The sequence below is a fragment of the Yoonia maritima genome (assembly GCF_003003285.1).
Classification (GTDB): domain Bacteria; phylum Pseudomonadota; class Alphaproteobacteria; order Rhodobacterales; family Rhodobacteraceae; genus Yoonia; species Yoonia maritima.
Genome location: NZ_PVTP01000003.1, coordinates 39,046 through 59,678, shown reverse-complemented (window position 1 = coordinate 59,678; position 20,633 = coordinate 39,046). Strand labels below are relative to the sequence as shown.

At 52.8% G+C, this 20,633-nt stretch carries 22 protein-coding genes and 1 tRNA gene; 11 read left to right on the top strand and 12 right to left on the bottom strand.

Annotation, left to right across the window (positions count from 1 at the left end; genetic code table 11):
• Nucleotides 1-34 precede the first annotated feature (34 nt).
• Both alaS and CLV80_RS04950 read left to right on the top strand, forming a co-directional pair.
• The gene (gene alaS / locus CLV80_RS04955; protein ID WP_106355487.1) at nucleotides 35-2,692 is read left to right on the top strand and encodes an alanine--tRNA ligase; all 2,658 of its coding nucleotides are present in this window, start codon (nucleotides 35-37) and stop codon (nucleotides 2,690-2,692) included.
• A complete protein-coding gene (locus tag CLV80_RS04950; protein WP_106355485.1) occupies nucleotides 2,689-2,976 on the top strand; it encodes a DUF1330 domain-containing protein in 288 nt (95 codons plus the stop codon). The genes alaS and CLV80_RS04950 overlap by 4 nt, the downstream gene beginning before the upstream one ends.
• A 28-nt stretch (nucleotides 2,977-3,004) precedes the next feature.
• Here CLV80_RS04950 and CLV80_RS04945 read toward each other — a convergent pair whose 3' ends face one another.
• The 3 genes from CLV80_RS04945 to CLV80_RS04935 all read right to left on the bottom strand — a co-directional run bounded on the left by CLV80_RS04945 (nucleotide 3,005) and on the right by CLV80_RS04935 (nucleotide 5,900).
• Nucleotides 3,005-3,565 carry a VOC family protein gene (locus CLV80_RS04945; protein ID WP_106356134.1) on the bottom strand — a complete coding sequence of 187 codons (561 nt, stop codon included), beginning with the start codon at nucleotides 3,563-3,565 and terminating at the stop codon, nucleotides 3,005-3,007.
• Between the two features lie 101 nt (nucleotides 3,566-3,666).
• Entirely contained in the window at nucleotides 3,667-5,484 is a 1,818-nt protein-coding gene (gene typA / locus CLV80_RS04940) for a translational GTPase TypA (RefSeq protein ID WP_106355483.1), read from the bottom strand.
• Nucleotides 5,485-5,564: 80 nt separating this feature from the next.
• Nucleotides 5,565-5,900, bottom strand: a complete 336-nt coding sequence (locus CLV80_RS04935) for a DMT family transporter (RefSeq protein WP_106356131.1) — start codon at nucleotides 5,898-5,900, stop codon at nucleotides 5,565-5,567.
• Between the two features lie 181 nt (nucleotides 5,901-6,081).
• On the opposite strand from CLV80_RS04935, the gene CLV80_RS04930 reads away from it, so the two are divergent.
• The gene (locus tag CLV80_RS04930; protein ID WP_106355481.1) at nucleotides 6,082-6,924 is read left to right on the top strand and encodes a transferrin-binding protein-like solute binding protein; all 843 of its coding nucleotides are present in this window, start codon (nucleotides 6,082-6,084) and stop codon (nucleotides 6,922-6,924) included.
• Nucleotides 6,925-6,926: 2 nt separating this feature from the next.
• Here CLV80_RS04930 and CLV80_RS04925 read toward each other — a convergent pair whose 3' ends face one another.
• The 3 genes from CLV80_RS04925 to CLV80_RS04915 form a co-directional block, all read right to left on the bottom strand.
• Nucleotides 6,927-7,538: a YitT family protein gene (locus CLV80_RS04925; RefSeq protein WP_106355479.1), complete on the bottom strand. Its 612-nt coding sequence runs from the start codon at nucleotides 7,536-7,538 to the stop codon at nucleotides 6,927-6,929.
• Between the two features lie 88 nt (nucleotides 7,539-7,626).
• Nucleotides 7,627-8,835 (bottom strand): NADP-dependent isocitrate dehydrogenase, encoded by a 1,209-nt coding sequence (locus CLV80_RS04920; protein ID WP_106355477.1) that lies wholly within the window; start codon nucleotides 8,833-8,835, stop codon nucleotides 7,627-7,629.
• 161 nt (nucleotides 8,836-8,996) lie between these two features.
• Nucleotides 8,997-9,073: transfer RNA gene (locus CLV80_RS04915), tRNA-Ile, on the bottom strand.
• Nucleotides 9,074-9,388: 315 nt separating this feature from the next.
• Between CLV80_RS04915 and purM the strand changes: the two genes are divergently transcribed.
• The 4 genes from purM to CLV80_RS04895 all read left to right on the top strand — a co-directional run bounded on the left by purM (nucleotide 9,389) and on the right by CLV80_RS04895 (nucleotide 12,732).
• The gene (gene purM, locus CLV80_RS04910) at nucleotides 9,389-10,429 is read left to right on the top strand and encodes a phosphoribosylformylglycinamidine cyclo-ligase (RefSeq protein WP_106355475.1); all 1,041 of its coding nucleotides are present in this window, start codon (nucleotides 9,389-9,391) and stop codon (nucleotides 10,427-10,429) included.
• Nucleotides 10,426-11,022, top strand: coding sequence for a phosphoribosylglycinamide formyltransferase (gene purN, locus CLV80_RS04905; RefSeq protein WP_106355473.1), 597 nt, complete (start codon nucleotides 10,426-10,428; stop codon nucleotides 11,020-11,022). The genes purM and purN overlap by 4 nt, the downstream gene beginning before the upstream one ends.
• Before the next feature lie 86 nt (nucleotides 11,023-11,108).
• Nucleotides 11,109-12,266, top strand: a complete 1,158-nt coding sequence (gene rnd, locus CLV80_RS04900) for a ribonuclease D (RefSeq protein WP_106355471.1) — start codon at nucleotides 11,109-11,111, stop codon at nucleotides 12,264-12,266.
• A gap of 58 nt (nucleotides 12,267-12,324) precedes the next feature.
• Nucleotides 12,325-12,732: a SufE family protein gene (locus CLV80_RS04895; protein ID WP_106356129.1), complete on the top strand. Its 408-nt coding sequence runs from the start codon at nucleotides 12,325-12,327 to the stop codon at nucleotides 12,730-12,732.
• Here CLV80_RS04895 and CLV80_RS04890 read toward each other — a convergent pair.
• From CLV80_RS04890 to CLV80_RS04885, 3 genes are read right to left on the bottom strand one after another with little or no spacing between them, the layout of a single operon-like run.
• Nucleotides 12,729-13,352: a DUF1638 domain-containing protein gene (locus tag CLV80_RS04890; protein WP_106355469.1), complete on the bottom strand. Its 624-nt coding sequence runs from the start codon at nucleotides 13,350-13,352 to the stop codon at nucleotides 12,729-12,731. The two genes, CLV80_RS04895 and CLV80_RS04890, sit on opposite strands and share 4 nt — an antisense overlap.
• Nucleotides 13,349-13,513 (bottom strand): hypothetical protein, encoded by a 165-nt coding sequence (locus tag CLV80_RS18390; RefSeq protein ID WP_165793326.1) that lies wholly within the window; start codon nucleotides 13,511-13,513, stop codon nucleotides 13,349-13,351. The genes CLV80_RS04890 and CLV80_RS18390 overlap by 4 nt, the downstream gene beginning before the upstream one ends.
• Before the next feature lie 44 nt (nucleotides 13,514-13,557).
• On the bottom strand, nucleotides 13,558-14,262 hold the full coding sequence (locus tag CLV80_RS04885) for a cobalamin B12-binding domain-containing protein (RefSeq protein WP_106355467.1): 705 nt from the start codon (nucleotides 14,260-14,262) through the stop codon (nucleotides 13,558-13,560).
• A gap of 132 nt (nucleotides 14,263-14,394) precedes the next feature.
• Here CLV80_RS04885 and CLV80_RS04880 point away from each other — a divergent pair, with 132 nt between their 5' ends.
• Complete coding sequence (locus tag CLV80_RS04880; protein WP_106355465.1) at nucleotides 14,395-15,477, top strand: PA0069 family radical SAM protein; 1,083 nt, start codon at nucleotides 14,395-14,397, stop codon at nucleotides 15,475-15,477.
• Between the two features lie 3 nt (nucleotides 15,478-15,480).
• On the opposite strand, the gene bmt is transcribed toward CLV80_RS04880, so the two are convergent.
• The 3 genes from bmt to CLV80_RS04865 all read right to left on the bottom strand — a co-directional run bounded on the left by bmt (nucleotide 15,481) and on the right by CLV80_RS04865 (nucleotide 18,774).
• Complete coding sequence (gene bmt / locus CLV80_RS04875; protein ID WP_106355463.1) at nucleotides 15,481-16,494, bottom strand: betaine--homocysteine S-methyltransferase; 1,014 nt, start codon at nucleotides 16,492-16,494, stop codon at nucleotides 15,481-15,483.
• Nucleotides 16,491-18,233, bottom strand: a complete 1,743-nt coding sequence (locus CLV80_RS04870) for a phosphatidylglycerol lysyltransferase domain-containing protein (protein ID WP_165793325.1) — start codon at nucleotides 18,231-18,233, stop codon at nucleotides 16,491-16,493. Before CLV80_RS04870 ends, bmt begins: the two co-directional genes overlap by 4 nt.
• Before the next feature lie 226 nt (nucleotides 18,234-18,459).
• Nucleotides 18,460-18,774: a DUF1476 domain-containing protein gene (locus CLV80_RS04865; RefSeq protein ID WP_106355458.1), complete on the bottom strand. Its 315-nt coding sequence runs from the start codon at nucleotides 18,772-18,774 to the stop codon at nucleotides 18,460-18,462.
• A gap of 133 nt (nucleotides 18,775-18,907) precedes the next feature.
• Here CLV80_RS04865 and purC point away from each other — a divergent pair, with 133 nt between their 5' ends.
• Genes purC through purQ form a run of 3 tightly spaced genes read left to right on the top strand, consistent with a single transcriptional unit; the run spans nucleotide 18,908 to nucleotide 20,615 of the window.
• Nucleotides 18,908-19,669, top strand: a complete 762-nt coding sequence (purC, locus tag CLV80_RS04860; RefSeq protein WP_106355456.1) for a phosphoribosylaminoimidazolesuccinocarboxamide synthase — start codon at nucleotides 18,908-18,910, stop codon at nucleotides 19,667-19,669.
• Nucleotides 19,670-19,716: 47 nt separating this feature from the next.
• On the top strand, nucleotides 19,717-19,947 hold the full coding sequence (purS, locus tag CLV80_RS04855; protein ID WP_106355454.1) for a phosphoribosylformylglycinamidine synthase subunit PurS: 231 nt from the start codon (nucleotides 19,717-19,719) through the stop codon (nucleotides 19,945-19,947).
• On the top strand, nucleotides 19,947-20,615 hold the full coding sequence (purQ, locus tag CLV80_RS04850; RefSeq protein WP_106355452.1) for a phosphoribosylformylglycinamidine synthase subunit PurQ: 669 nt from the start codon (nucleotides 19,947-19,949) through the stop codon (nucleotides 20,613-20,615). Before purS ends, purQ begins: the two co-directional genes overlap by 1 nt.
• Nucleotides 20,616-20,633 lie beyond the last annotated feature (18 nt).

Genomic DNA, 20,633 nt, shown 5'->3' with positions numbered 1-20,633 from the left:
GCGCAGGACTATGACGCATTTATGAAAGTCTGCCATGACAAGCCTCGCTGACATCCGATCCACCTTCCTCAACTATTTTGGTAAGCAGGATCATGAAGTAGTGGCCTCTAGCCCGCTGGTGCCGCGCAACGATCCAACCTTGATGTTTACGAACTCGGGTATGGTACAGTTCAAGAACTGTTTCACTGGGGTTGAAACCCGTGATTACGCGCGCGCGACGACCAGTCAAAAATGTGTGCGTGCCGGTGGTAAGCACAACGATCTTGATAACGTCGGGATGACCGCGCGCCACCTGACATTTTTTGAGATGCTCGGTAACTTTAGTTTTGGCGACTATTTCAAAGAACAGGCGATCCCATACGCATGGGAAATGGTGACCAAAGAGTTGGACATACCTGCGGAAAAGCTGCTGGTCACGGTTTATCATACGGACGACGAAGCCGCTGACCTTTGGAAAAAGGTTGCTGGTTTGCCGGATGAACGGATTATCCGCATCCCGACAGATGATAACTTTTGGCGGATGGGGCCGACTGGCCCGTGTGGTCCTTGTACTGAAATCTTCTTTGATCACGGCGATCACATTTGGGGTGGCCCTCCCGGTTCGCCCGAGGAAGATGGCGACCGGTTTATCGAAATCTGGAACCTTGTTTTCATGCAAAACGAGCAGTTCGAAGATGGATCGATGAAACCGCTACCCAAGCAGTCGATCGACACTGGCATGGGGCTAGAGCGTATTTCGTCGCTGTTGCAGGGCACGAACAACGTCTTTGAGACTGACCTGATGAAGGCGCTGGTCGACGCGTCAGCGCATGCTACATCGACCAGCACGGACGAAAGCATTGTAATGCACCACCGCGTCATTGCGGACCACCTGCGTTCCACGTCATTCTTGATTGCCGAAGGCGTGCTGCCATCAAACGAGGGCCGCGGTTATGTGCTACGCCGCATTATGCGACGCGCGATGCGTCACGCACATTTGTTGGGTGCAAAGGACCCGGTCATGCACCAGTTGGTCCCCGCATTGGTTCAGCAGATGGGTGCGGCTTATCCTGAACTTGGTCAGGGTCAGCGTTTGATCGAAGAAACACTGCTGAACGAAGAAGTGCGCTTTAAGCAGACCTTGGATCGCGGTCTTAAGTTGCTTGATGATGAAGTTTCAAATCTGCCCGAAGGCGCCGCATTGCCCGGTGAAGCTGCATTCAAGCTCTATGACACATATGGTTTCCCGTTGGATTTGACCCAAGACGCACTGCGTGATCGTGGTCGCACGGTGGACACCGATGGGTTCGACACTGCTATGGCCGAACAAAAGGCCAAGGCACGTGCCGCATGGTCCGGCACAGGCGAGGCCGCTGACAGCACGATATGGTTCGATGTTGCTGACCAGCATGGCACGACAGATTTCTTGGGCTATGACACGACTTCTGCCGAGGGCCAGATCGTCGCGCTTGTTGCTGATGGTGCACTGGCTGATACCGCTGATGGTACAGTTCAAATTGTGCTGAACCAAACGCCATTCTATGCAGAAGCAGGCGGTCAGGTTGGTGATGCCGGTTTGCTTACCACTGAAACAGGCACTGCCGAAATCACGGACACGAAGAAAGTGGCAGGCGTTTACGTGCACTTTGCAAAAGTGACCAAAGGCTCGATCAATAAAGGGCAGGGCGCGACGCTTGTCGTTGATCCTTCTCGCCGTGCAGCCATTCAGGCAAACCACTCTGCGACGCACCTGTTGAACGAAGCCCTGCGTGAAGTACTGGGTGATCATATTGCACAGCGCGGGTCATTGAATGCGCCTGACCGCCTTCGTTTTGACTTTAGCCACACCAAGGCATTGTCAGCGGCTGAACTGGCGAAGGTCGAACGCGATGTGAACGCGGTGATCCGCCAAAATACAAAGGTTGAGACCCGTATCATGACACCTGACGATGCACGCGCGATGGGTGCGCAGGCGTTGTTTGGTGAAAAATACGGCGACGAAGTTCGCGTGGTTTCAATGGGCCGTCAGGCCGGGTCTGGAAAAGGCACGTCAGCCGACACTTATTCGCTTGAGCTTTGCGGGGGTACGCACGTTACTCAGCTTGGTGAGATCGGTGCGTTTGTCGCGCTTGGCGATAGTGCATCAAGCGCTGGTGTCCGCCGGATTGAGGCGCTGACAGGTCAGGCCGCGCTTGATTATCTACGTGGGCAAGACGAACGGTTGATGGCTGCGGCAGCGGTTCTAAAGGCACCTGCATCCGAACTTGCAGACCGTGTCAAAGCCCTGATGGACGAGCGCAAGGCGCTTGCTAACGAAGTGGCGCAGCTACGTCGCGAGGTCGCGATGGGTGGCGGCGCGAAAGAGGCTGCACCATCAGAAGTTATCAACGGCGTTGCGTTCCAAGCGCAGGTCTTGCAGGGCGTAACGGGCAAGGATTTGCCCGCGCTGATCGACGAAATGAAAACGGCTATGGGCAGCGGTGCTGTTCTATTGATCGCTGACACGGGCGGCAAGGCTGCCGTTGCTGTTGGCGTGACCGAAGATTTGGTGGGACGCGTTTCTGCTGTCGACATCTTGCGAGCTGTCACGCCCGAGCTTGGCGGTAAAGGTGGCGGTGGCCGTCCGGATATGGCCCAAGGTGGCGGTGCTTCTGCTGAAAACGCAGAAGCCGCGATCGCTGCCGGTAGATCTGTCTTGGAGGGATTGAAATGAGCGCACTTTGGATTGCCCACGTCACTGTAACGGATGACGCAGCTTACAAAAAATACGCGGAACTCGCAGGGCCAGCAATCGCAGACCACGGCGGGACATTCATTGCTCGCGGTGGTCGCTATGTGCAGCTAGAAGGCAAAGAGCGCCCGCGCAATGTTGTGGCGCGTTTTCCATCCGTCGATGAGGCGGTGGCCTGCTACCATTCCGATGCCTACCAAAAAGCGTTGGATCACGCACGTGGCGCATCCGAGCGCGAGTTAGTCGTCGTCGAAATTTCAGAATAATTAAAGGCGCGGCATCGACCGCGCTTTTTTATTGCCGTGATAGGCTAGGGGCGCTGTCAGCGACGAGAGCTTCGATCGCATCTGCCAGATGCACCTTGTCGATGTGATCATCACCCGCAGCGACTCGGATTAAGTGCGCGCGGTGAAGCACATCTGTATGCGTATACCCCTGCGGCGGTTCAAAGCGGTAGCTGGCCAATTCAATCAGCATTCCACATGGATCGCGGAAATAGATGCTGTCCATAAAACCCCGATCCTTTGGACCGGAGTTCGGAATTTTTCGTTCTTTCAGTCGATCAACAGCCTGATCAAAGCTGACCTTTGAAACCGCAAAGGCCAAATGATGTAGATAGCCTTGGCTTTGGTCAACAATCTGGCGTTTGGGGGTCCGGTCTTCGGCGGTGAAAACGGTAATCAATCTGCCATCGCCTGGATCGAAATAGAGATGCCCTTGGTCAGGGTCGTCCAAATTTGGCTGTTCGAACACAAACGGCATGCCCAGAACGCCTTCCCAAAAGTCGATGGTAGACTGCCGGTCTGCGCCGGTGATGGTGATGTGATGCACACCTTGGCTTTGTAGCTTTTGCATGGTCGCCTCCTGCGGTTTGTTCACAAGATAGTAGAGTTCGCGCAAAGAAAAAGGGCGGCCCATGCGGACCGCCCTGTGCAAAATTGCAGTGTTGCCGCGAATTAAGCGGAGCGTGACTGACGCTTGCGCTCGTGCGGATCAAGGTAACGCTTACGCAGACGGATCGCGTTTGGCGTGACTTCAACCAGTTCATCGTCATCAATATAAGCGATGGCTTGTTCCAGTGACATGGTCACAGGCGTTGTCAAACGAACTGCTTCATCCGTACCAGAGGCACGCACGTTGGTCAGTTTCTTACCTTTCAATGGGTTCACTTCAAGGTCGTTTTCACGGCTGTGCTCACCGATGATCATACCTTGGTACACTGGTTCTTGTGCGCCGATGAACATCTTACCGCGATCTTCGAGGTTCCAAAGCGCAAACGCAACTGATGTACCGTTTTCCATGGAAATCAGAACACCCTGACGACGGCCATCGATCTTACCTTTGTAAGGTGTTGTGCCGTGGAAGATACGGTTCAATACACCCGAACCGCGCGTGTCGGTCAGGAATTCACCGTGGTACCCGATCAGGCCACGTGACGGCACATATGCAATGATACGGGTTTTGCCAGCACCGGCAGGTTTCATCTCGATCAGCTCACCCTTGCGTGGGCCGGTTAGCTTTTCAACAACGACACCTGTGTATTCGTCATCCACGTCGATGGTGACTTCTTCAACAGGTTCCATGCGCTGGCCGTCTTCTTCGGTAAAGATAACCTGAGGACGTGAGATTGACAGCTCAAAGCCTTCGCGACGCATGTTTTCGATCAAAACACCCATCTGCAATTCGCCACGACCGGATACTTCGAACGCGTCGCCACCGGGGGTGTCCGCGATTTTGATCGCAACGTTGACTTCGCATTCTTTTTCAAGACGGTTGCGGATCACACGTGATTGCACGTGTTTACCGTCACGGCCAGCAAGCGGGCTGTCGTTGATGCCAAAGGTCACTGTGATGGTTGGCGGATCAATCGGCTGGGCAGGGATCGCTTCGTCGATGCTCACGTCACAGAGTGTGTCAGCAACGGTAGCTTTGGTCATGCCTGCGATCGTGACAATGTCCCCCGCTTCGGCAACATCGATCGGCTGCTGAGAAAGACCGCGGAACGCGAGGATTTTAGAAACGCGGAACTGTTCGATTTTTTCGCCAGTACGGGACAGGGCTTTGATCGTGTCGCCGGCTTTCAATGTACCAGTTTCAACACGACCTGTCAGAATACGGCCAATGAATGGGTCCGCAGACAGTGTTGTCGCAAGCATTTTGAACGGTTCGTCTTTGTGTTCAATCTGCTTTGGCGTTGGGACGTGCTCGACGATTTTGTCGAACAGCGCGTCAAGGTTTTCGCGTGGACCGTCCAATTCATTGTCACACCAGCCAGAACGGCCAGATGCAAACATGGTTGGGAAATCAAGCTGATCGTCGTCTGCTTCAAGTGCAGCAAACAGGTCGAATACGGAATCAACAGCCTGATCAGGTTCACCGTCTGGCTTGTCGACTTTGTTCACAACAACGATTGGACGCAGACCCAAAGCAAGCGCCTTGGAGGTCACGAATTTAGTCTGTGGCATCGGGCCTTCGGCCGCGTCAACCAGCAGCACAACACCATCAACCATCGACAGGATGCGTTCAACTTCGCCGCCAAAGTCGGCGTGGCCGGGCGTATCAACGATGTTGATCCGTGTGCCTTTCCATTCGACAGACGTACACTTCGCAAGGATTGTGATGCCACGCTCGCGTTCGATGTCATTGCTGTCCATCGCCCGTTCTTGGGTGGCTTCGTTTTCCCGGTATACGCCGGATTGCTTTAGAAGTTCATCAACAAGAGTAGTCTTGCCGTGGTCAACGTGCGCGATGATCGCGATATTGCGGATATCCATAGGTCTGCCTTTTGGGTAAGTTGTCGCGCGGATACCGTGCAATCGCAGCAAAAGCTACCCCTTATTCGCAAGACGGTGCGTTAGTGCGTCGAAGTGTTTGAAAATAGGTGTATGATAATGATCCCAATCAGGATCAGCGCAATGCCAATGACGGCCGGTAGGTCAAGCTTTTGGCCAAACACGGCGTATCCGATCCCTGCGATCAATACGATCCCGAGGCCGGACCACATCGCATAAAGAATTCCCACCGGCATGACCTTAAGCGCGAGCGCAAGTAGGTAAAACGATGCCGCATAGGATATAACCACAAGAACAGATGGCCAAAACCGCGTAAACTGTGCGCTGGCTTGCAAGGCTGATGTGCCAATCGTTTCTGTGATAATCGCAAGGATGAGGTGAATGTAATGTGCTGGCATAGATCTGACGTAGCTCAGTTGGCCGATACTGTCATTAAACAAAACGGCGGCTTTGTGCATAAAATGACGCTGCAGTTGGATCAACTATAGTGGTCGCAAGGTTTACCGTTATAGTATTCTGAAATTAGAAACAGCGCTCGTACGGTTGTACGACTTTAAGAAGAAAGAATAGGACCTCTGGATGAAGCTTCACTTTGCTAAACCATTGATGACCACGTTATTATTAGTGACAGCCGCTTGTGGTGGCGGAGGCGGTGAAGATGATGATCCCATTGTTCCAGGTAATGATCCTACCCCGGGTTCAAACGGGTTAGACTATGCCGTGTCGCAAAATCTTAGAGATGCTGAAGGCAATGCAATGACATTGACGTCAGCATCATTCGAAAGTGGTGCAGGGGCATCAGCGCAATCAGGCAGTATTACGCTAGATGCCGGTTTTTTGTCCGGAGGCGCATTGAGCGGTAGCGTTGATGTATTAGGCGAAACCGTGGCGATTACGAATGGCACTGGCAATCTGGCGAATGGTCAAGATGTGACGCTCGTTTACGAAGCAGGCCGTTCCGGTGATTATGTTGGCGCTGTTGAGCTGGTTGCGTCTGAAACTGGTGGCGCTGTTGCGGGCGAAACACATTACGTATTCGGATTCGAAACTGACCCGGCAGAAATCACCTCTGGTACGGCGACTTATTCTGGGGGTTTTCAGGCGTCAGGGCTGCTGAATGGAACGACAGAGGCGGAATACGAAGGTGACGCAACTTTCGACGTGAACTTTGCGGGCCGTGTTGAGGGGGCTTTTTACGGGCGGTTGAATGACACAACCGATGTTGATCTTACCCTTGGCCAGACGTCCTTTGGCGGGAATAGTTTCGAAGGTGATCTTTCGTGCGCAAATGGTTGTTCTGGCACGGCTGGCAGCGTTGGCGGCACGTTTTATGGTCCAGATGCCGAAGAACTGGGGGGCGTTCTTGCACTTGAGTTCGGTAACTTTGAAGGTGCAGGGACGCTTATTCTAACCGTGGATTAAGCCTAGCGGGCAACATAGCGGTCGGGCCGGTGATTGACGGCGATACTTAAGTTGATAATCACCGCGCCCAGCAGCGACCAAATGACCAAGTGAAATGGCAATATGAAAAACGCGACGCTAAATAAAATTGCGTCGACAATCAGCTGAAAGTACCCGGCGCGGAACCCCGTCGCATCCTGTATGATCAGGCCCAACACACCAAACCCGCCCAGCGATCCGTTATGGCGAAACATCACGATGAGGCCGACACCAGTGACACAGCCGGCGACGACTGCCCCGAGCCACGGTGTAATTGTTCCCATCTGCCAGCCTATCGGAAGTAGCTCGGTTACGACTGAGAGAAGGGTCACTGACACAAGTGATTTTATAGTGAATGCAACGCCCAGTCGCAGGTATGCGAGAATATAAAACGGGATATTGATCACGAAAAATACGGCGCCGAATGACCAGCCGGTCAGGTAGCTAATAATCACAGCAAGCCCAGCAGTTTGGCCCGTAATGAGGCCAACGTGAGTTAAAACATGTAGGCCAATGCCGCATAGAAATACTCCGAGGGCAAGTCCCTGTGCGTCATCAATGCGGCTGTGTTTTGGTGGGGTGGGGGAAACAGTCATAAAGTGATCTTAGGTCAATAATGTTGACCCTCACAATCCAATTCTGATGGTGTGTCGGAGACAGCCACAACTGCCCCCGACGCAAGTATTACATAGCGGCGTTTAGGTTTTCGTCGATCTTTTCAAGGAAGCCTTCGGTAGTCAGCCAGCTTTGATCCGGGCCAACCAACAGTGCCAAGTCTTTGGTCATAAAGCCGCTTTCGACGGTGTCGACGATGACTTTTTCCAGTGTGGATGCAAAACCCATCAGCTGCGCGTTGTCGTCAAGTTTCGCGCGGTGCTTGAGGCCGCCCGTCCAGGCAAAGATCGACGCGATAGAGTTTGTCGACGTCGCTTGGCCAGCTTGGTGCTGACGGTAGTGACGCGTCACCGTACCGTGTGCCGCTTCGGCCTCGACAATTTTCCCATCGGGCGTCATCAACTGCGACGTCATCAGGCCAAGTGAACCAAAGCCCTGCGCGACCGTGTCAGACTGCACATCGCCATCGTAGTTCTTACAAGCCCAGACGAATTTGCCGGACCACTTCATCGCGGAAGCAACCATGTCGTCGATCAGGCGGTGCTCGTAATAGATGCCCGCTTCTTTGAACTTCTCTTCGAATTCTTCTTCATAGACCTTTTGGAACAGATCCTTGAAGCGACCGTCGTAAGCTTTCAGAATCGTGTTTTTGGTCGACAGATAGACGGGCCAGCCGACATTCAGGCCATAGTTCAATGAAGCGCGTGCAAAGTCGATGATCGATTGATCAAGGTTGTACATGCCCATAGCGACACCAGCAGAAGGGGCGTCGTAGACCTCTTTTTCGATCACAGTGCCGTCTTCGCCAACGAACTTCATCGTAAGTTTACCAGGGCCGGGCATCAGGAAATCGGTTGCTTTGTATTGGTCACCAAACGCGTGGCGTCCGATAACAATCGGGTCGGTCCAGCCGGGCACAAGGCGCGGCACGTTTTTACAGATGATTGGCGCACGGAAAACAACACCACCAAGGATGTTCCGGATTGTACCGTTAGGGCTGCGCCACATCTTTTTCAGGCCGAACTCTTCGACGCGCGCTTCGTCAGGTGTAATGGTCGCACATTTTACGCCAACGCCGTATTTCTTGATCGCTTCGGCCGCATCGATCGTGATCTGGTCGTTTGTCTCGTCGCGGACTTCCATCCCAAGATCGTAATACTTTAGGTCGAGGTCCAGATAAGGCAGGATCAGCTTTTTCTTGATGAAATCCCAAATGATGCGAGTCATTTCGTCGCCGTCTAGCTCGACGATCGGGTTCTCTACCTTGATCTTAGTCATGTGTCTCTCCGTATGAGGATGGATTCTGTGTATCCCATAACGTAAAATTATGGCCGCAGGAAGTCTGTATACATTGGTATACCTGATATTTTTATAGCAATTTGTAACCTAATGCGGTGTGCTGATTGATTGGGTGAATTGGAAACACAGTGGGGTAAAGATGGTAGGCCCGGCAGGACTTGAACCCGCAACCAAAGCGTTATGAGCGCTCTGCTCTAACCAGTTGAGCTACAGGCCCCCCGTGGCGCATGAAGTAACAGAACATGCAGAGGCGTCAAGCAGCAGTTACGCAATCTTTTCAATCTATAGGGAAGCGAGTACTTTTAGGTAAACGGCGGGAACTATTAGGTTTGAACCGCCAGTTTCCGCCGTTTCGTTTGTCTAGAGATACCATTGAAGTTGAGGAGGGCTTCGGTCTCTGGCTGTGAATACGCGTGAAAAGGTTAATAAACCGTATGTGAATCGCATTTTATTATGGTTTCAGCGCGCCAGTGCGTTGCGCAATCGCGGGGCTTGGGCTATCGCAGCTTCAACGTAAAGATGGGGTGTCACAATGACCAAAAACGGCCTGACCTACGCAGATGCTGGGGTGGATATCGACGCTGGCAATTCGCTGGTAGAGCGCATTAAACCAGCAGCAAAGCGCACGGCCCGTCCGGGCGTGATGGCCGGACTTGGCGGTTTTGGTGCATTGTTTGACCTAAAAGGTGCGGGTTACACCGACCCGGTTCTGGTTGCAGCCACTGACGGTGTTGGAACCAAGCTTCGCATCGCGATTGACACAGGCAACGTTGATACCATCGGGATCGATTTGGTCGCTATGTGTGTGAACGATCTGGTGTGTCAGGGCGCAGAGCCACTGTTTTTCCTTGATTACTTTGCGACTGGTAAGCTCGAACTAGACGAGGCGACCCGCATTATTGAAGGCATTGCTGCTGGATGTGAAGCATCAGGTTGTGCGCTGATCGGCGGTGAAACCGCTGAGATGCCCGGCATGTACCACGAAGGTGATTTCGATCTGGCAGGTTTCGCGGTCGGCGCAATGGAACGTGGCGCAGAATTGCCTGCTGGTGTTTCCGAGGGTGACATACTGCTGGGCCTCGCATCTGATGGTGTGCACTCAAACGGGTATTCTTTGGTGCGCCGCGTTGTTGAGCTTTCTGGTTTGACTTGGGGGGATGATGCGCCGTTCACCGATGGCACATTGGGCGAGGCGCTGCTTGCGCCAACACGTCTTTATGTCAAACAAGCGCTCGCTGCGGTGCGCGCCGGGGGCGTTCACGCGCTGGCCCATATCACTGGTGGTGGCCTGACTGAAAACCTGCCGCGTGTTCTGCCAGAAGGCTTGGGCGCGCAGATTGATCTGGGTTCATGGGAGCTTCCTCCGGTTTTCCGTTGGCTCGCAGAAACTGGCGGGATGGCAGAAGCTGAATTGCTGAAGACATTCAACGCCGGTATCGGCATGGTTCTGGCCGTAGATGCCGCCGAAGCAGAGGCGCTGACCGTGTTGTTGGCCGAGGCCGGTGAAACGGTTCATCACCTTGGCACAATCACCAAGAGCGAAGGCGTTTCATACACAGGCGCACTTTTGTGACCAAACGCGTTGCGATCCTGATTTCTGGCGGCGGTTCTAATATGGTGACGCTGGTCAATTCCATGACCGGCGATCATCCGGCGCGGCCTGTTCTGGTGCTTTCGAACGATCCAAATGCTGGCGGTCTTGCCAAGGCGCGTGCATTGAACGTTCCAACCTTTGCTGTCGATCACAAACCGTTTGGCAAAGATCGCCCCGCGTTTGAGGCCGCATTGCAAAAGGCATTAGAAGTCGCAAAACCTGACATTATTTGTCTTGCTGGATTTATGCGTATTTTAACACCCGAATTTACGCGCAACTGGGAAGGGCGAATGTTGAACATCCACCCGTCACTGCTGCCGAAATACAAAGGCCTGCACACGCATGTCCGCGCGCTTGAGGCGGGCGATACCGAACACGGCTGCAGCGTGCATGAAGTTACCGCAGAATTGGACGGTGGTCCGATTTTAGGGCAGGCGAAAATAGCGATCAGCGCTGATGATACTGCCGAAACATTAGCAGCCCGTTTGTTGCCTTTTGAACACCAATTATACCCGCAAGTGTTGCAACGTTACGCCGCTGGGGATCGTACCCCGGTAATGATTAACGGCTAATGCACGGCCGACCTTTTCATTTTTTGGTCAATCGCTTATCAAATGTCACCACTGTGGCCTAGTATTGAACGATTGACGGACGACCTATGAAAAAGATCACTACGACCGAAGCTTTGGCGGACTTCTGTAAAGAGGCGGCAAAGCGGCCATATGTAACCGTAGATACCGAGTTTTTACGCGAACGGACGTATTATTCAAAGCTGTGTCTCGTGCAGTTGGCCTATCAGGATGAGAACGGCGAAGACGCTGTTCTGGTTGATCCACTTGCTGATGGTCTGTCGTTGGAGCCACTATATGATCTTTACCGTGACGTTGGGGTGGTCAAAGTATTCCATGCTGCCCGCCAAGATCTTGAGATTTTCTTTGTTGATGCAGGGGTGATCCCTGAACCACTGTTTGACACGCAGGTCGCTGCGATGGTCTGTGGCTTTGGCGAACAGGTTGGGTATGAAACGCTTGTGCGAAAGATCGCAAAGGCTGATTTGGATAAATCGTCACGCTTTACGGATTGGTCACGTCGTCCGCTGACGGATGCGCAATCCAAATACGCATTGGCAGATGTGACGCATTTGCGCGATATCTATGAATTCTTGTCGGCACAGTTGGATAAATCGGGCCGTAAAAAATGGGTTGCGGAAGAAATGGCAGTACTTAAGGATCCTGCGACTTATCAGGCCGATCCTGATGCCGCATGGAAACGCGTGAAGACACGAACGCAATCGGGTCGTTTTTTGGCGATCGTCCGCGAATTGGCCCGGTTTCGCGAAATATATGCCCAAGAACGTAACATCCCACGTAGCCGTGTTTATAAGGATGATGCATTGGTCGAGCTCGCCTCAACCAAGCCACAAAACGAAGCCGACTTGGGGCGTTCACGTCTGCTACTGCGCGAGGCGCGCAGAGGCGATATCGCTCAGGGTATTCTGAAAGCTGTCCAAGATGGGGTAAATGTCAAACCCGAAGACATGCCAACTGTCGTGAATCCGCGGGCGAAATTACAAGTGAACCCTGCGTTGGCAGACATGTTGCGTGTTCTGTTAAAGGCGAAAACAGATCAAGAGGGTGTCGCGCAAAAGCTTGTTGCGACATCTGCTGATTTGGATGCTTTGGCGGGCGGTGAACGCGATGTCCCAGCACTTAAGGGATGGCGCCGCGAGGTGTTCGGTCACGAAGCGCTGCGGATGTGTGACGGGTTGGTCGGTTTGGCTGTGAAAGGTCAGAAAGTCGTCACCGTCACGCTTTGATCTGGACCTGCAGGGGCTGTGCCCCTACATGACAGTCAAACACCTAAAAGGTACTGCAATGGCAAACCCTGATTTTGAAGAACTTGTTGAAACCTTTGAATTCCTTGATGATTGGGAAGACCGCTATCGTCATGTGATTGACATGGGTAAGGCGATGGAGCCGCTCGAAGAAGCGCTCCGCGTTCCCGCGACCAAAGTGGACGGATGTGCCAGTCAGGTGTGGCTTGTTCCGCAAATCAAAGACGGTCTATTTACCTTTCATGGGGCAAGTGACGCAATGATCGTGCAAGGTTTGATTGCGGTGCTGCTGGCGTTGTACAATAATCAGCCCGTCGCGGATGTCGCCGCCATTGATGCGCCTGCTGAGCTCGCCCGGCTTGGGCTGAATGACCATTTGTCGGCACAACGTTCAAACGGCCTACGCGCGATGGTTGACCGTATTCGCGAGACAGCTGCTGCTGCTTAGGCGGACCGCAGTGCGGCAGTTAGATCACCATAACCAGTAAATCGATACTCAAATTTGAGGCCAAGCCTATCAGCGCATTCACGTGCCTTTTCAATAAGTTCTGGGTTTTCTGTTTGTCCTTGGTAAACTAGCTTTTCGTAATTGCCGAAATACATATCGCGAAGTTGGGGGTGCTTTGATAGGCCTAATGGTTCCCAGACGAATGCATCAAATTGACGGACCAAAAAGTCGGTCAGGTAAAAGGATGTAACTTCATCCAGCGCGTTAAAGGCTTTGTTACCTTCAAAGAACGAATAACAGTGGGGCCCTGCGATCATTTCAACGCCCAGTTCATTGCAGGCAGTAGCTAATTCGCCGCCGGTTCCGCAGTCGGCGTAGACGACAAAAATTCGGTCGTAATCTGCACGATGTTGTTCGATCGCAGCGCGAACAGCAGGAACTATTTTTTCAGGTCGAGCATGATAGATGGCGGGCAAACACTGTAGATCAAGGTGATCCCAGCCGTTCCCATCGCGCACCGCAATGATTTCGCGTGCCAGTGCACCACAGGCAATCAGCAGTACCCGGCCACGTCCTTCAGGCGGTAGCCCATCAGTTGTAAGGGTGGCGTCGCTCGTCATTGGCGCCAGGCAACAAAATAGCGCAGGCACAAAGTAATGCAGAGCACGATCAAAACCGTAACGGGACCAAAACCGCTGCCGAATGCTGTGATCATCCAAACGGTGATTGCCGCGCATCCAATGACGCAAAGCAAGATGAGTGCAAGTGTCGTACGCGGCATCTTAGGTCCTTATCAACTTGAACGGATGCCGCGTCAGAAAGTTTTTACGCCGAGGCACCTTGGTTATGTTTACGCGCCACAAGCGCTTTGGCTGTTTCAACCGCAACAGCCGCATCGCGGCAATATGCGTCTGCGCCGATGGCTTTGCCGAACTCTTCGTTCAAGGGGGCACCACCAACAAGAACGATATAATCATCGCGCATGCCTTTTTCGACCATCGTGTCGATCACAACCTTCATATAAGGCATAGTGGTCGTTAGTAGGGCGGACATACCTAGGATGTCAGCATCTTCAGCTTCAATAGCTTCGATGTAGGCCTCGACCGCGTTGTTGATGCCAAGATCGGTCACTTCAAAGCCAGCGCCTTCCATCATCATCGCAACAAGGTTTTTGCCGATGTCGTGTATGTCGCCTTTGACGGTGCCGATCACCATCTTGCCCATGCGCGGCGCACCAGTGGCGATCAGCAATGGTTTCAAAATGGACATGCCACCTTTCATAGCGTTTGCAGCCAGCAAAACTTCGGGGACGAACAAAATGCCGTCGCGGAAGTCGTGGCCAACAATCGTCATTCCGCCGACCAAGGCCTCGGTTAGAACCTTATACGGGGCCCAGCCGCGTTCGATTAGGATGTTCACACCCTCTTCGATCTCTTCCTTCATGCCATCATAAAGGTCGTCAAACATCTGCGCGACGAGATCCTCGTCATTTAGTTCGGACAGGATGATGTCATCTTCTTCGTCGGACATTTGGCACCTCTATTGCATTTCGTCCTTACGTAATGCGCCTTTATTGATTTGACCAGCCAGTGATTTGCGACATTCAAAAATTCAAGACCGACGAACACTTGTTGATGTTCGCTTTATGTTCTATTTGGGGGCATGGTTGATGATCTCACGCAACGACATAATCGTACGCCGGCGCGGGCGGCTATTTCTAATCCTGATGTCCGGTTCGATAGATACACAGCGCGGGCCGTGGATGATGGCTGGCACCAAGACGAAGATTTGCCAATCTTGCGGACAGAGGTCAGCGAAGAACGTGCACGTAAGATTATCACACGTAATAATTCGCCAGACCTGTCGTTTGGTCAGACCATAAACCCGTATCGTGGGTGTGAACATGGATGCATCTATTGCTTTGCACGCCCTAGTCATGCGTTTCTAGGTCTTTCGCCCGGATTGGATTTTGAAACCAAGTTGATCGCACGACCAAATGCCGCAGAGCAATTGCACAAAGAACTTTCGAGCTCTCGATATGAACCTGCGACGATTGCAATTGGGACGAACACTGACCCTTATCAGCCGATCGAAAAAACGCGCGGGATTATGCGCGATATCATGCAGGTACTCTCAGATTTTAATCATCCTGTCGCGATCGTGACCAAAGGCACGTTGATCGAGCGCGATATTGATATCCTTGCACCTATGGCTGCAAAGGGTTTGTTACGTGTCGGGGTGTCTGTAACAACGCTAGATCCGAAAACGTCGCGAGCAATGGAACCGCGTGTTCCGCAGCCTGCAGCCCGTTTGCGAACGATAGCGAGGTTAACCGCTGCCGGTGTCCCTGTGCGTGTGATGGTGGCTCCGATTGTGCCGGCCCTAACGGATCATGAGCTAGAAGCAATTTTAGAGGCATCTTCCAGCGCTGGAGCTGTGGCTGCGTCGTCGATTGTGTTGCGGTTACCCCAAGAAGTGGCCGGTTTGTTTCAGGACTGGTTGCAGCAGCAATATCCGGATCGGGCAAAACGAGTTATGGGGCGTATCCGAGAGTTGCACGGGGGTAAGGATTACGATCCACAGTTCGGAAAGCGGATGACCGGGCAGGGGGAATGGGCGGCAATGATCAAACAGCGGTTCAAACTTGCCACACGCAAGTTGGGGCTTGATCGGTCGTTGCCCGATTTGCGGACTGATCTATTCGCGCGGCCCCCGCAGCGCGGGGACCAACTATCGTTGCTTTAGCTTTTATTTGCGGCGTCGGCCGCGGCGTGGTGCTGCCTCTGGTCCGGCGCCATCAGTGCCGTCAGACGCTGAGGAAAATCCTCCCAAGCTTTCTGAAATCTGTTCCAGCGTCGGGCGTTCGCCACGTGGGCGTGTTTCGAGCGCTTCGCGCATGGCGCGCAGATGCTCTGGTGTTGTTCCACAGCAACCGCCAATAATTGTGGCGCCGCAATCACGTGCCAGCACCGCATAGTCACCCATCAATTCAGGCGTACCGTCATAGTGGATGTGACCGTCGTGGTACTTAGGGATGCCTGCATTCCCTTTTGCGATGATCGGCGCAGTTGGGCCAGCAGCAGTAAAGCCCAAGACGGTACGCAGCAGGTCGGATGCACCAACGCCACAGTTTGCGCCAAATGCGAGCGGCTGGTGTGCAATTTTGCCGACCTTTTTGACCATGTCTGCCGATGTCAGCCCCATCATTGTACGCCCAGCAGTGTCAAAGCTCATGGTGCCACACCAAGGCATGCCTGCAAGCGCGAATGCTTCGGCAGCCGCGTCGAATTCTTCTGCCGCACTGATGGTTTCAACCCAAAGCACGTCTGCGCCACCTTCTTTTAGGCCCTCGGCCTGTTCGTGGAACATTTCAACAGCGCGTTCGTGTGTCAGGCTACCCATTGGTGCCATGATTTCGCCGGTTGGCCCAACAGAACCCGCCACGACGATCTTGCGACCAGAGGCGTCAGCAACTTCGCGCCCTAGCTCAGCGGCTGCTTTGTTCAATTCATGCACACGGCTTTCTGCGCCGTGCAGTTTCAAGCGTGAAGCGTTTGCACCAAAGCTGTTGGTCAAGAAGATATCGCTGCCCGCATCGGCTGCACCGCTGTACAATGCTTTGATCTTGGCGGTTTCATCAACGTTCCACATTTCAGGCGCATCGCCGGACATAAGCCCCATATTGAACAGGTTCGTTCCGGTCGCACCGTCGGCCATCAGCCAGTCGCGCGTTTCAAGCAGTTCTGAAAGGACGTTCGTCATGATCTCTCGGGGCTCCCGTTTTGTTTGACTAGTCGCTTGTCATGTCTTGGGGATAACTTCAATTCTAAAGCTGCTATTTTGATGAGACGTAACGCTTTCCAAGGTAAGTTTTGCAATGGACGGTGTATCGCAACAGCGATGACCAGGCCGCTGATCCAAAACATTAGCTTGTTGGGGGCAGCGTGGTAGCGCGGCAGCCAAACTGGTGAAAAGCTACGTTTGAATTGGATTAACCCGCGTTTTCGTTCCGACCAATATGACGGTGTGTGTCGTGGGTCTGGCACTGTCGCAAGTGAAACAAGCGTAACGTTTTCCGCTGCGGCGGCGTCAATGGCGGCGACAATCGCGGCATGCATGGCCCCATCTGGAAGACGGCCTTGGTGGCGGATTAGATCAAGGTGCCAGTTATCGTGGCTAATGCAAAATGTAACAAAACCAATGGTTTCGCAGTCATTTTTAATTAAAAATACACGCTGTTTCGCGATCAGGTCGGTTGAAAACCGACCCATCGAGAACCCCATTTCACCACCATGCTGAATTGCCCAGTTGCGCGCGATTTTCGCGAGAACCGGCATGGTATGGGCGTCATTGGCTTGTTGGATGTGAACACCTGCCAATTGGGCACGGCGTAACTTGCGACGTAAAGTTTGAAACCCGCGCCCTTCGAGCGTCCAATTGTTGGGGCGAACTACGGCCTCCATTGCGATCCGGCGCACGTACCATCCAGCCCGGTCTGCGGCTGCAGCAAGTCGTGGTGAGCAATTATAAAAAACACCGCATCGGCCGCGACGTCGTGCTACGCGGCCAATTTTTTGCACATCTACAGGTTCGCTATGCTGTTGATCGTGTGCCCCAATGCTACAGTGAAAAAATGGCAACCGCCCGATGAACCAATCGCGCCCAGCGATGTGCCGCAGGTCGCCTGTTTGATATGCGAGACCCCAAAATGCAGGGCCTTTTATGTCGGAGGTGGTCGGTGTTTTGCGTGACATGATCGCAATGAATGCAATTGCGGCTGGAATTACGTAATAGATCACGCGAAAGATTATTAGACTTGCGACCATCTCTTCTTGGCCTGAAAGCAGTGTTAATAGGGTGAGGTCGAATGCGCCCGCGCCACCGGGGCTGCTTGATAAGAGCCCTGCACCCAACGCGATAATATAGGCAGCGAATAACATGGTGAACTGCGTTTCAGTACCGGCAGGTAACAGAACGTAAAGCGCAGCGGACGCGCACAACATGTCAAACCCGGTCCAGCCCATAAGCTGGAAAAGTCGTGTCGTTGTCAGCGCACCTTTAAACCTATCGCGTCCAAATGCGACAGCGCCAAGCATAATAATAGAAGTCAGTGCGATGAGTATGACCCAAATCGGTGAAAGCTTCATGGTTGCCCCTAGCCACCATACTGCGACAAGCGCGTAAAGCGCCCAGCATGCCATAAACGTCAGTGATACCGCCGCCGAAAGCTGCGTCACCTTCCATAGTGACATTTGCGGGAGTGAACGGAGCCGTACCAAGCTGGCCGTTATTGCGCCGAACCCCAGCGTTTGAGCGATTGCAACTGCTGTCATGCCAGCGCGCGCGGCAACATGAGGAGCAATCCCTGTCCGCAGAGTTTGATGCCAGATTGCATCGTATTGTCCGACCGCTCGTAAGCTTAGCCAAGTCGCCAACGCAGCAATGGAGCACGATTTGAGCTCGACAGCGACCAGTGCATTTTTAATCGCGCTGATGTCCATCGCGACGATTTTCTGCCAAAGTAAAGTAACACAAACCGCAAAAATGAGTATGGGTAAGGCGATTTTTATCCCTCTCGTGACAGCGAAACGAGAAGCTTTGTTAGATGATTGATTCATACTTGCTCCGGGTTACCAATTCCGGAGTACGCATATGTGATGAATTGCAAATTAATGCGAGAGTTAAAAACTTAAAATGTGCAGTTACGGTGGGTGCTGTTGCTTTGTTTCAGGTTTCGGACAGGATTTGTTCTTTGGCCTCAAGCAGCAATACAGTCATTTGTGCACGAATTGTCGTTTCATTTGCGTGGTCTACAAGATCAGCTACCAGTTTATTGATCAGTTCGCGGTCGTCAGGGTGCGTCATGTCAGCCGTAACGACTTCACTAGCATAAACCGCAGATTCTTCGGGCGATTTATTCATGAGCGCGGCGGCCCAAAGCCCAAGTAGGCGATTTCGCCGCGCCACGGCTTTAAATTGCATTTCGGCGTCATGTGCGAATTTGGCCTCAAAGGCGCGTTCGCGTTCTTGAAACGTGTCCATAATAACCTCGTGGCTTTGTTGAACAGATATAGAATATATGGTTTCGCAGGTGCTTGCTCGCAAGGTGTGCTTGCACTATGACGCGCGTATGACGCGGCCCAGGGCGGGCAGGCGCATGTAAAAAGAGGTGAGCATGGCACGCCGCAAGAAAATTTATGAAGGCAAAGCGAAGGTCTTATATGAAGGTCCTGAGCCAGGGACGCTTGTCCAGTACTTCAAGGATGATGCGACCGCTTTTAACGCGGAAAAGAAGGCTGTAATCGACGGTAAAGGTGTGTTGAACAACCGCCTTTCAGAGTTTTTTATGACCGGCCTGAGTAATATCGGTATTCCGACGCATTTCATTAAGCGTTTGAACATGCGCGAACAGCTAATTCGTCAGGTAGAAATCATTCCGCTTGAAGTGATTGTGCGCAATGTTGCGGCAGGTTCGATGGCGAAACGTCTTGGTATGGAAGAGGGCACCCCGTTGCCGCGTCCGATTGTCGAATTTTCGTACAAAGACGATGCCTTGGGTGATCCGTTAGTTCCCGAAGAATACATCGTTGCCTTCGGTTGGGCGAGCCAGCAGGACTTGGACGATATTATCAGCCTTGCGCTGCGTGTGAATGACTGGATGTCGGGCGTCATGTTCGGTGTTGGTATCAAGCTGGTTGATTTCAAAATTGAGATCGGTCGCGTTTGGGACAACGAATTCCCGCGTCTGCTTTTGGCCGATGAAATTAGCCCCGATAGCTGCCGTTTGTGGGACATCGAGACAGGTCAAAAATTGGATAAAGACGTGTTTAGGCGCGATCTTGGCGATTTGGCAGATGCATACACTGAAGTTGCGAAACGTTTGGGTGTTATGCCATCGAATGTGACACATGCGACAAAGCCCACATTGATCAACTAAGGTTGATTTTTGACTACTTAAACAAAGCGAACAAGGGAAAGCCACTGATGAAAGCCCGCGTATATGTAATGTTGAAAAACGGTGTACTTGACCCGCAGGGAGAGGCTGTGCGTCATGCGCTTGGTAGCCTTGGCTTTGATGGCGTCGAAGGTGTGCGTCAGGGTAAAGTGATTGAACTTGATCTAACCGAAGGCACTACCGAAGCAACGATCGAACAGATGTGCGAAAAACTGCTCGCGAACACTGTGATCGAAAGCTACCGGATTGAGGTGCTTTGATGCGCGCTGCTGTCGTTGTTTTCCCCGGTTCCAACTGCGACCGCGACATGGCGGTCGCGTTAAAAGCGGCCGGCGCTGATGTAAGTATGGTCTGGCACAAAGATGCCGCGTTGCCTGACAATGTCGATCTTGTTGCTGTTCCGGGCGGGTTCTCGTTTGGCGATTATCTGCGTTGTGGCGCGATTGCCGCGCAGTCTCCGATCTGCAAGGCGATCGTGGAACACGCAAACCGCGGCGGTTACGTTCTTGGTGTCTGTAATGGATTTCAGGTCCTGACTGAAACCGGATTGCTTCCGGGCGCATTGATGCGCAATGCGAACCTTAAGTTCATCTGTAAATCTGTTGATTTAAAAGTGGAAAATTCAAATTCTGCATTTACGTCAGGTTACGCCGCAGGTGATGTGGTTGCCTATCCAGTTGCGCACCACGATGGAAATTACTCGGTTGACGCCGAAGGCCTTAAGAAGATCGAAGCAGAGGGTCGCGTCGCGTTCCGGTATGTCGACAACCCGAACGGGTCAGTTGCCGATATCGCGGGCGTTTTGTCAGAAAACCGTCGCGTTCTTGGAATGATGCCTCACCCAGAACGTGCTGTTGATGAAGGTCACGGCGGCACGGATGGGCAGGCGCTTTTCCGCGGACTGATAGATCAATTGGTTACTGCCTAAGTTGCGTCCTTGCTGCGG

Excerpts from the sequence above, each read along its gene's own strand:
- alaS (WP_106355487.1), top strand. The coding sequence starts at position 35 with ATGACAAGCCTCGCTGACATCCGATCCACCTTCCTCAACTATTTTGGT.
- CLV80_RS04950 (WP_106355485.1), top strand. The coding sequence starts at position 2,689 with ATGAGCGCACTTTGGATTGCCCACGTCACTGTAACGGATGACGCAGCT.
- CLV80_RS04945 (WP_106356134.1), bottom strand. The coding sequence starts at position 3,565 with ATGCAAAAGCTACAAAGCCAAGGTGTGCATCACATCACCATCACCGGC.
- typA (WP_106355483.1), bottom strand. The coding sequence starts at position 5,484 with ATGGATATCCGCAATATCGCGATCATCGCGCACGTTGACCACGGCAAG.
- CLV80_RS04935 (WP_106356131.1), bottom strand. The coding sequence starts at position 5,900 with ATGCCAGCACATTACATTCACCTCATCCTTGCGATTATCACAGAAACG.
- CLV80_RS04930 (WP_106355481.1), top strand. The coding sequence starts at position 6,082 with ATGAAGCTTCACTTTGCTAAACCATTGATGACCACGTTATTATTAGTG.
- CLV80_RS04925 (WP_106355479.1), bottom strand. The coding sequence starts at position 7,538 with ATGACTGTTTCCCCCACCCCACCAAAACACAGCCGCATTGATGACGCA.
- CLV80_RS04920 (WP_106355477.1), bottom strand. The coding sequence starts at position 8,835 with ATGACTAAGATCAAGGTAGAGAACCCGATCGTCGAGCTAGACGGCGAC.
- purM (WP_106355475.1), top strand. The coding sequence starts at position 9,389 with ATGACCAAAAACGGCCTGACCTACGCAGATGCTGGGGTGGATATCGAC.
- rnd (WP_106355471.1), top strand. The coding sequence starts at position 11,109 with ATGAAAAAGATCACTACGACCGAAGCTTTGGCGGACTTCTGTAAAGAG.
- CLV80_RS04895 (WP_106356129.1), top strand. The coding sequence starts at position 12,325 with ATGGCAAACCCTGATTTTGAAGAACTTGTTGAAACCTTTGAATTCCTT.
- CLV80_RS04890 (WP_106355469.1), bottom strand. The coding sequence starts at position 13,352 with ATGACGAGCGACGCCACCCTTACAACTGATGGGCTACCGCCTGAAGGA.
- CLV80_RS18390 (WP_165793326.1), bottom strand. The coding sequence starts at position 13,513 with ATGCCGCGTACGACACTTGCACTCATCTTGCTTTGCGTCATTGGATGC.
- CLV80_RS04885 (WP_106355467.1), bottom strand. The coding sequence starts at position 14,262 with ATGTCCGACGAAGAAGATGACATCATCCTGTCCGAACTAAATGACGAG.
- CLV80_RS04880 (WP_106355465.1), top strand. The coding sequence starts at position 14,395 with ATGGTTGATGATCTCACGCAACGACATAATCGTACGCCGGCGCGGGCG.
- bmt (WP_106355463.1), bottom strand. The coding sequence starts at position 16,494 with ATGACGAACGTCCTTTCAGAACTGCTTGAAACGCGCGACTGGCTGATG.
- CLV80_RS04870 (WP_165793325.1), bottom strand. The coding sequence starts at position 18,233 with ATGGACATCAGCGCGATTAAAAATGCACTGGTCGCTGTCGAGCTCAAA.
- CLV80_RS04865 (WP_106355458.1), bottom strand. The coding sequence starts at position 18,774 with ATGGACACGTTTCAAGAACGCGAACGCGCCTTTGAGGCCAAATTCGCA.
- purC (WP_106355456.1), top strand. The coding sequence starts at position 18,908 with ATGGCACGCCGCAAGAAAATTTATGAAGGCAAAGCGAAGGTCTTATAT.
- purS (WP_106355454.1), top strand. The coding sequence starts at position 19,717 with ATGAAAGCCCGCGTATATGTAATGTTGAAAAACGGTGTACTTGACCCG.
- purQ (WP_106355452.1), top strand. The coding sequence starts at position 19,947 with ATGCGCGCTGCTGTCGTTGTTTTCCCCGGTTCCAACTGCGACCGCGAC.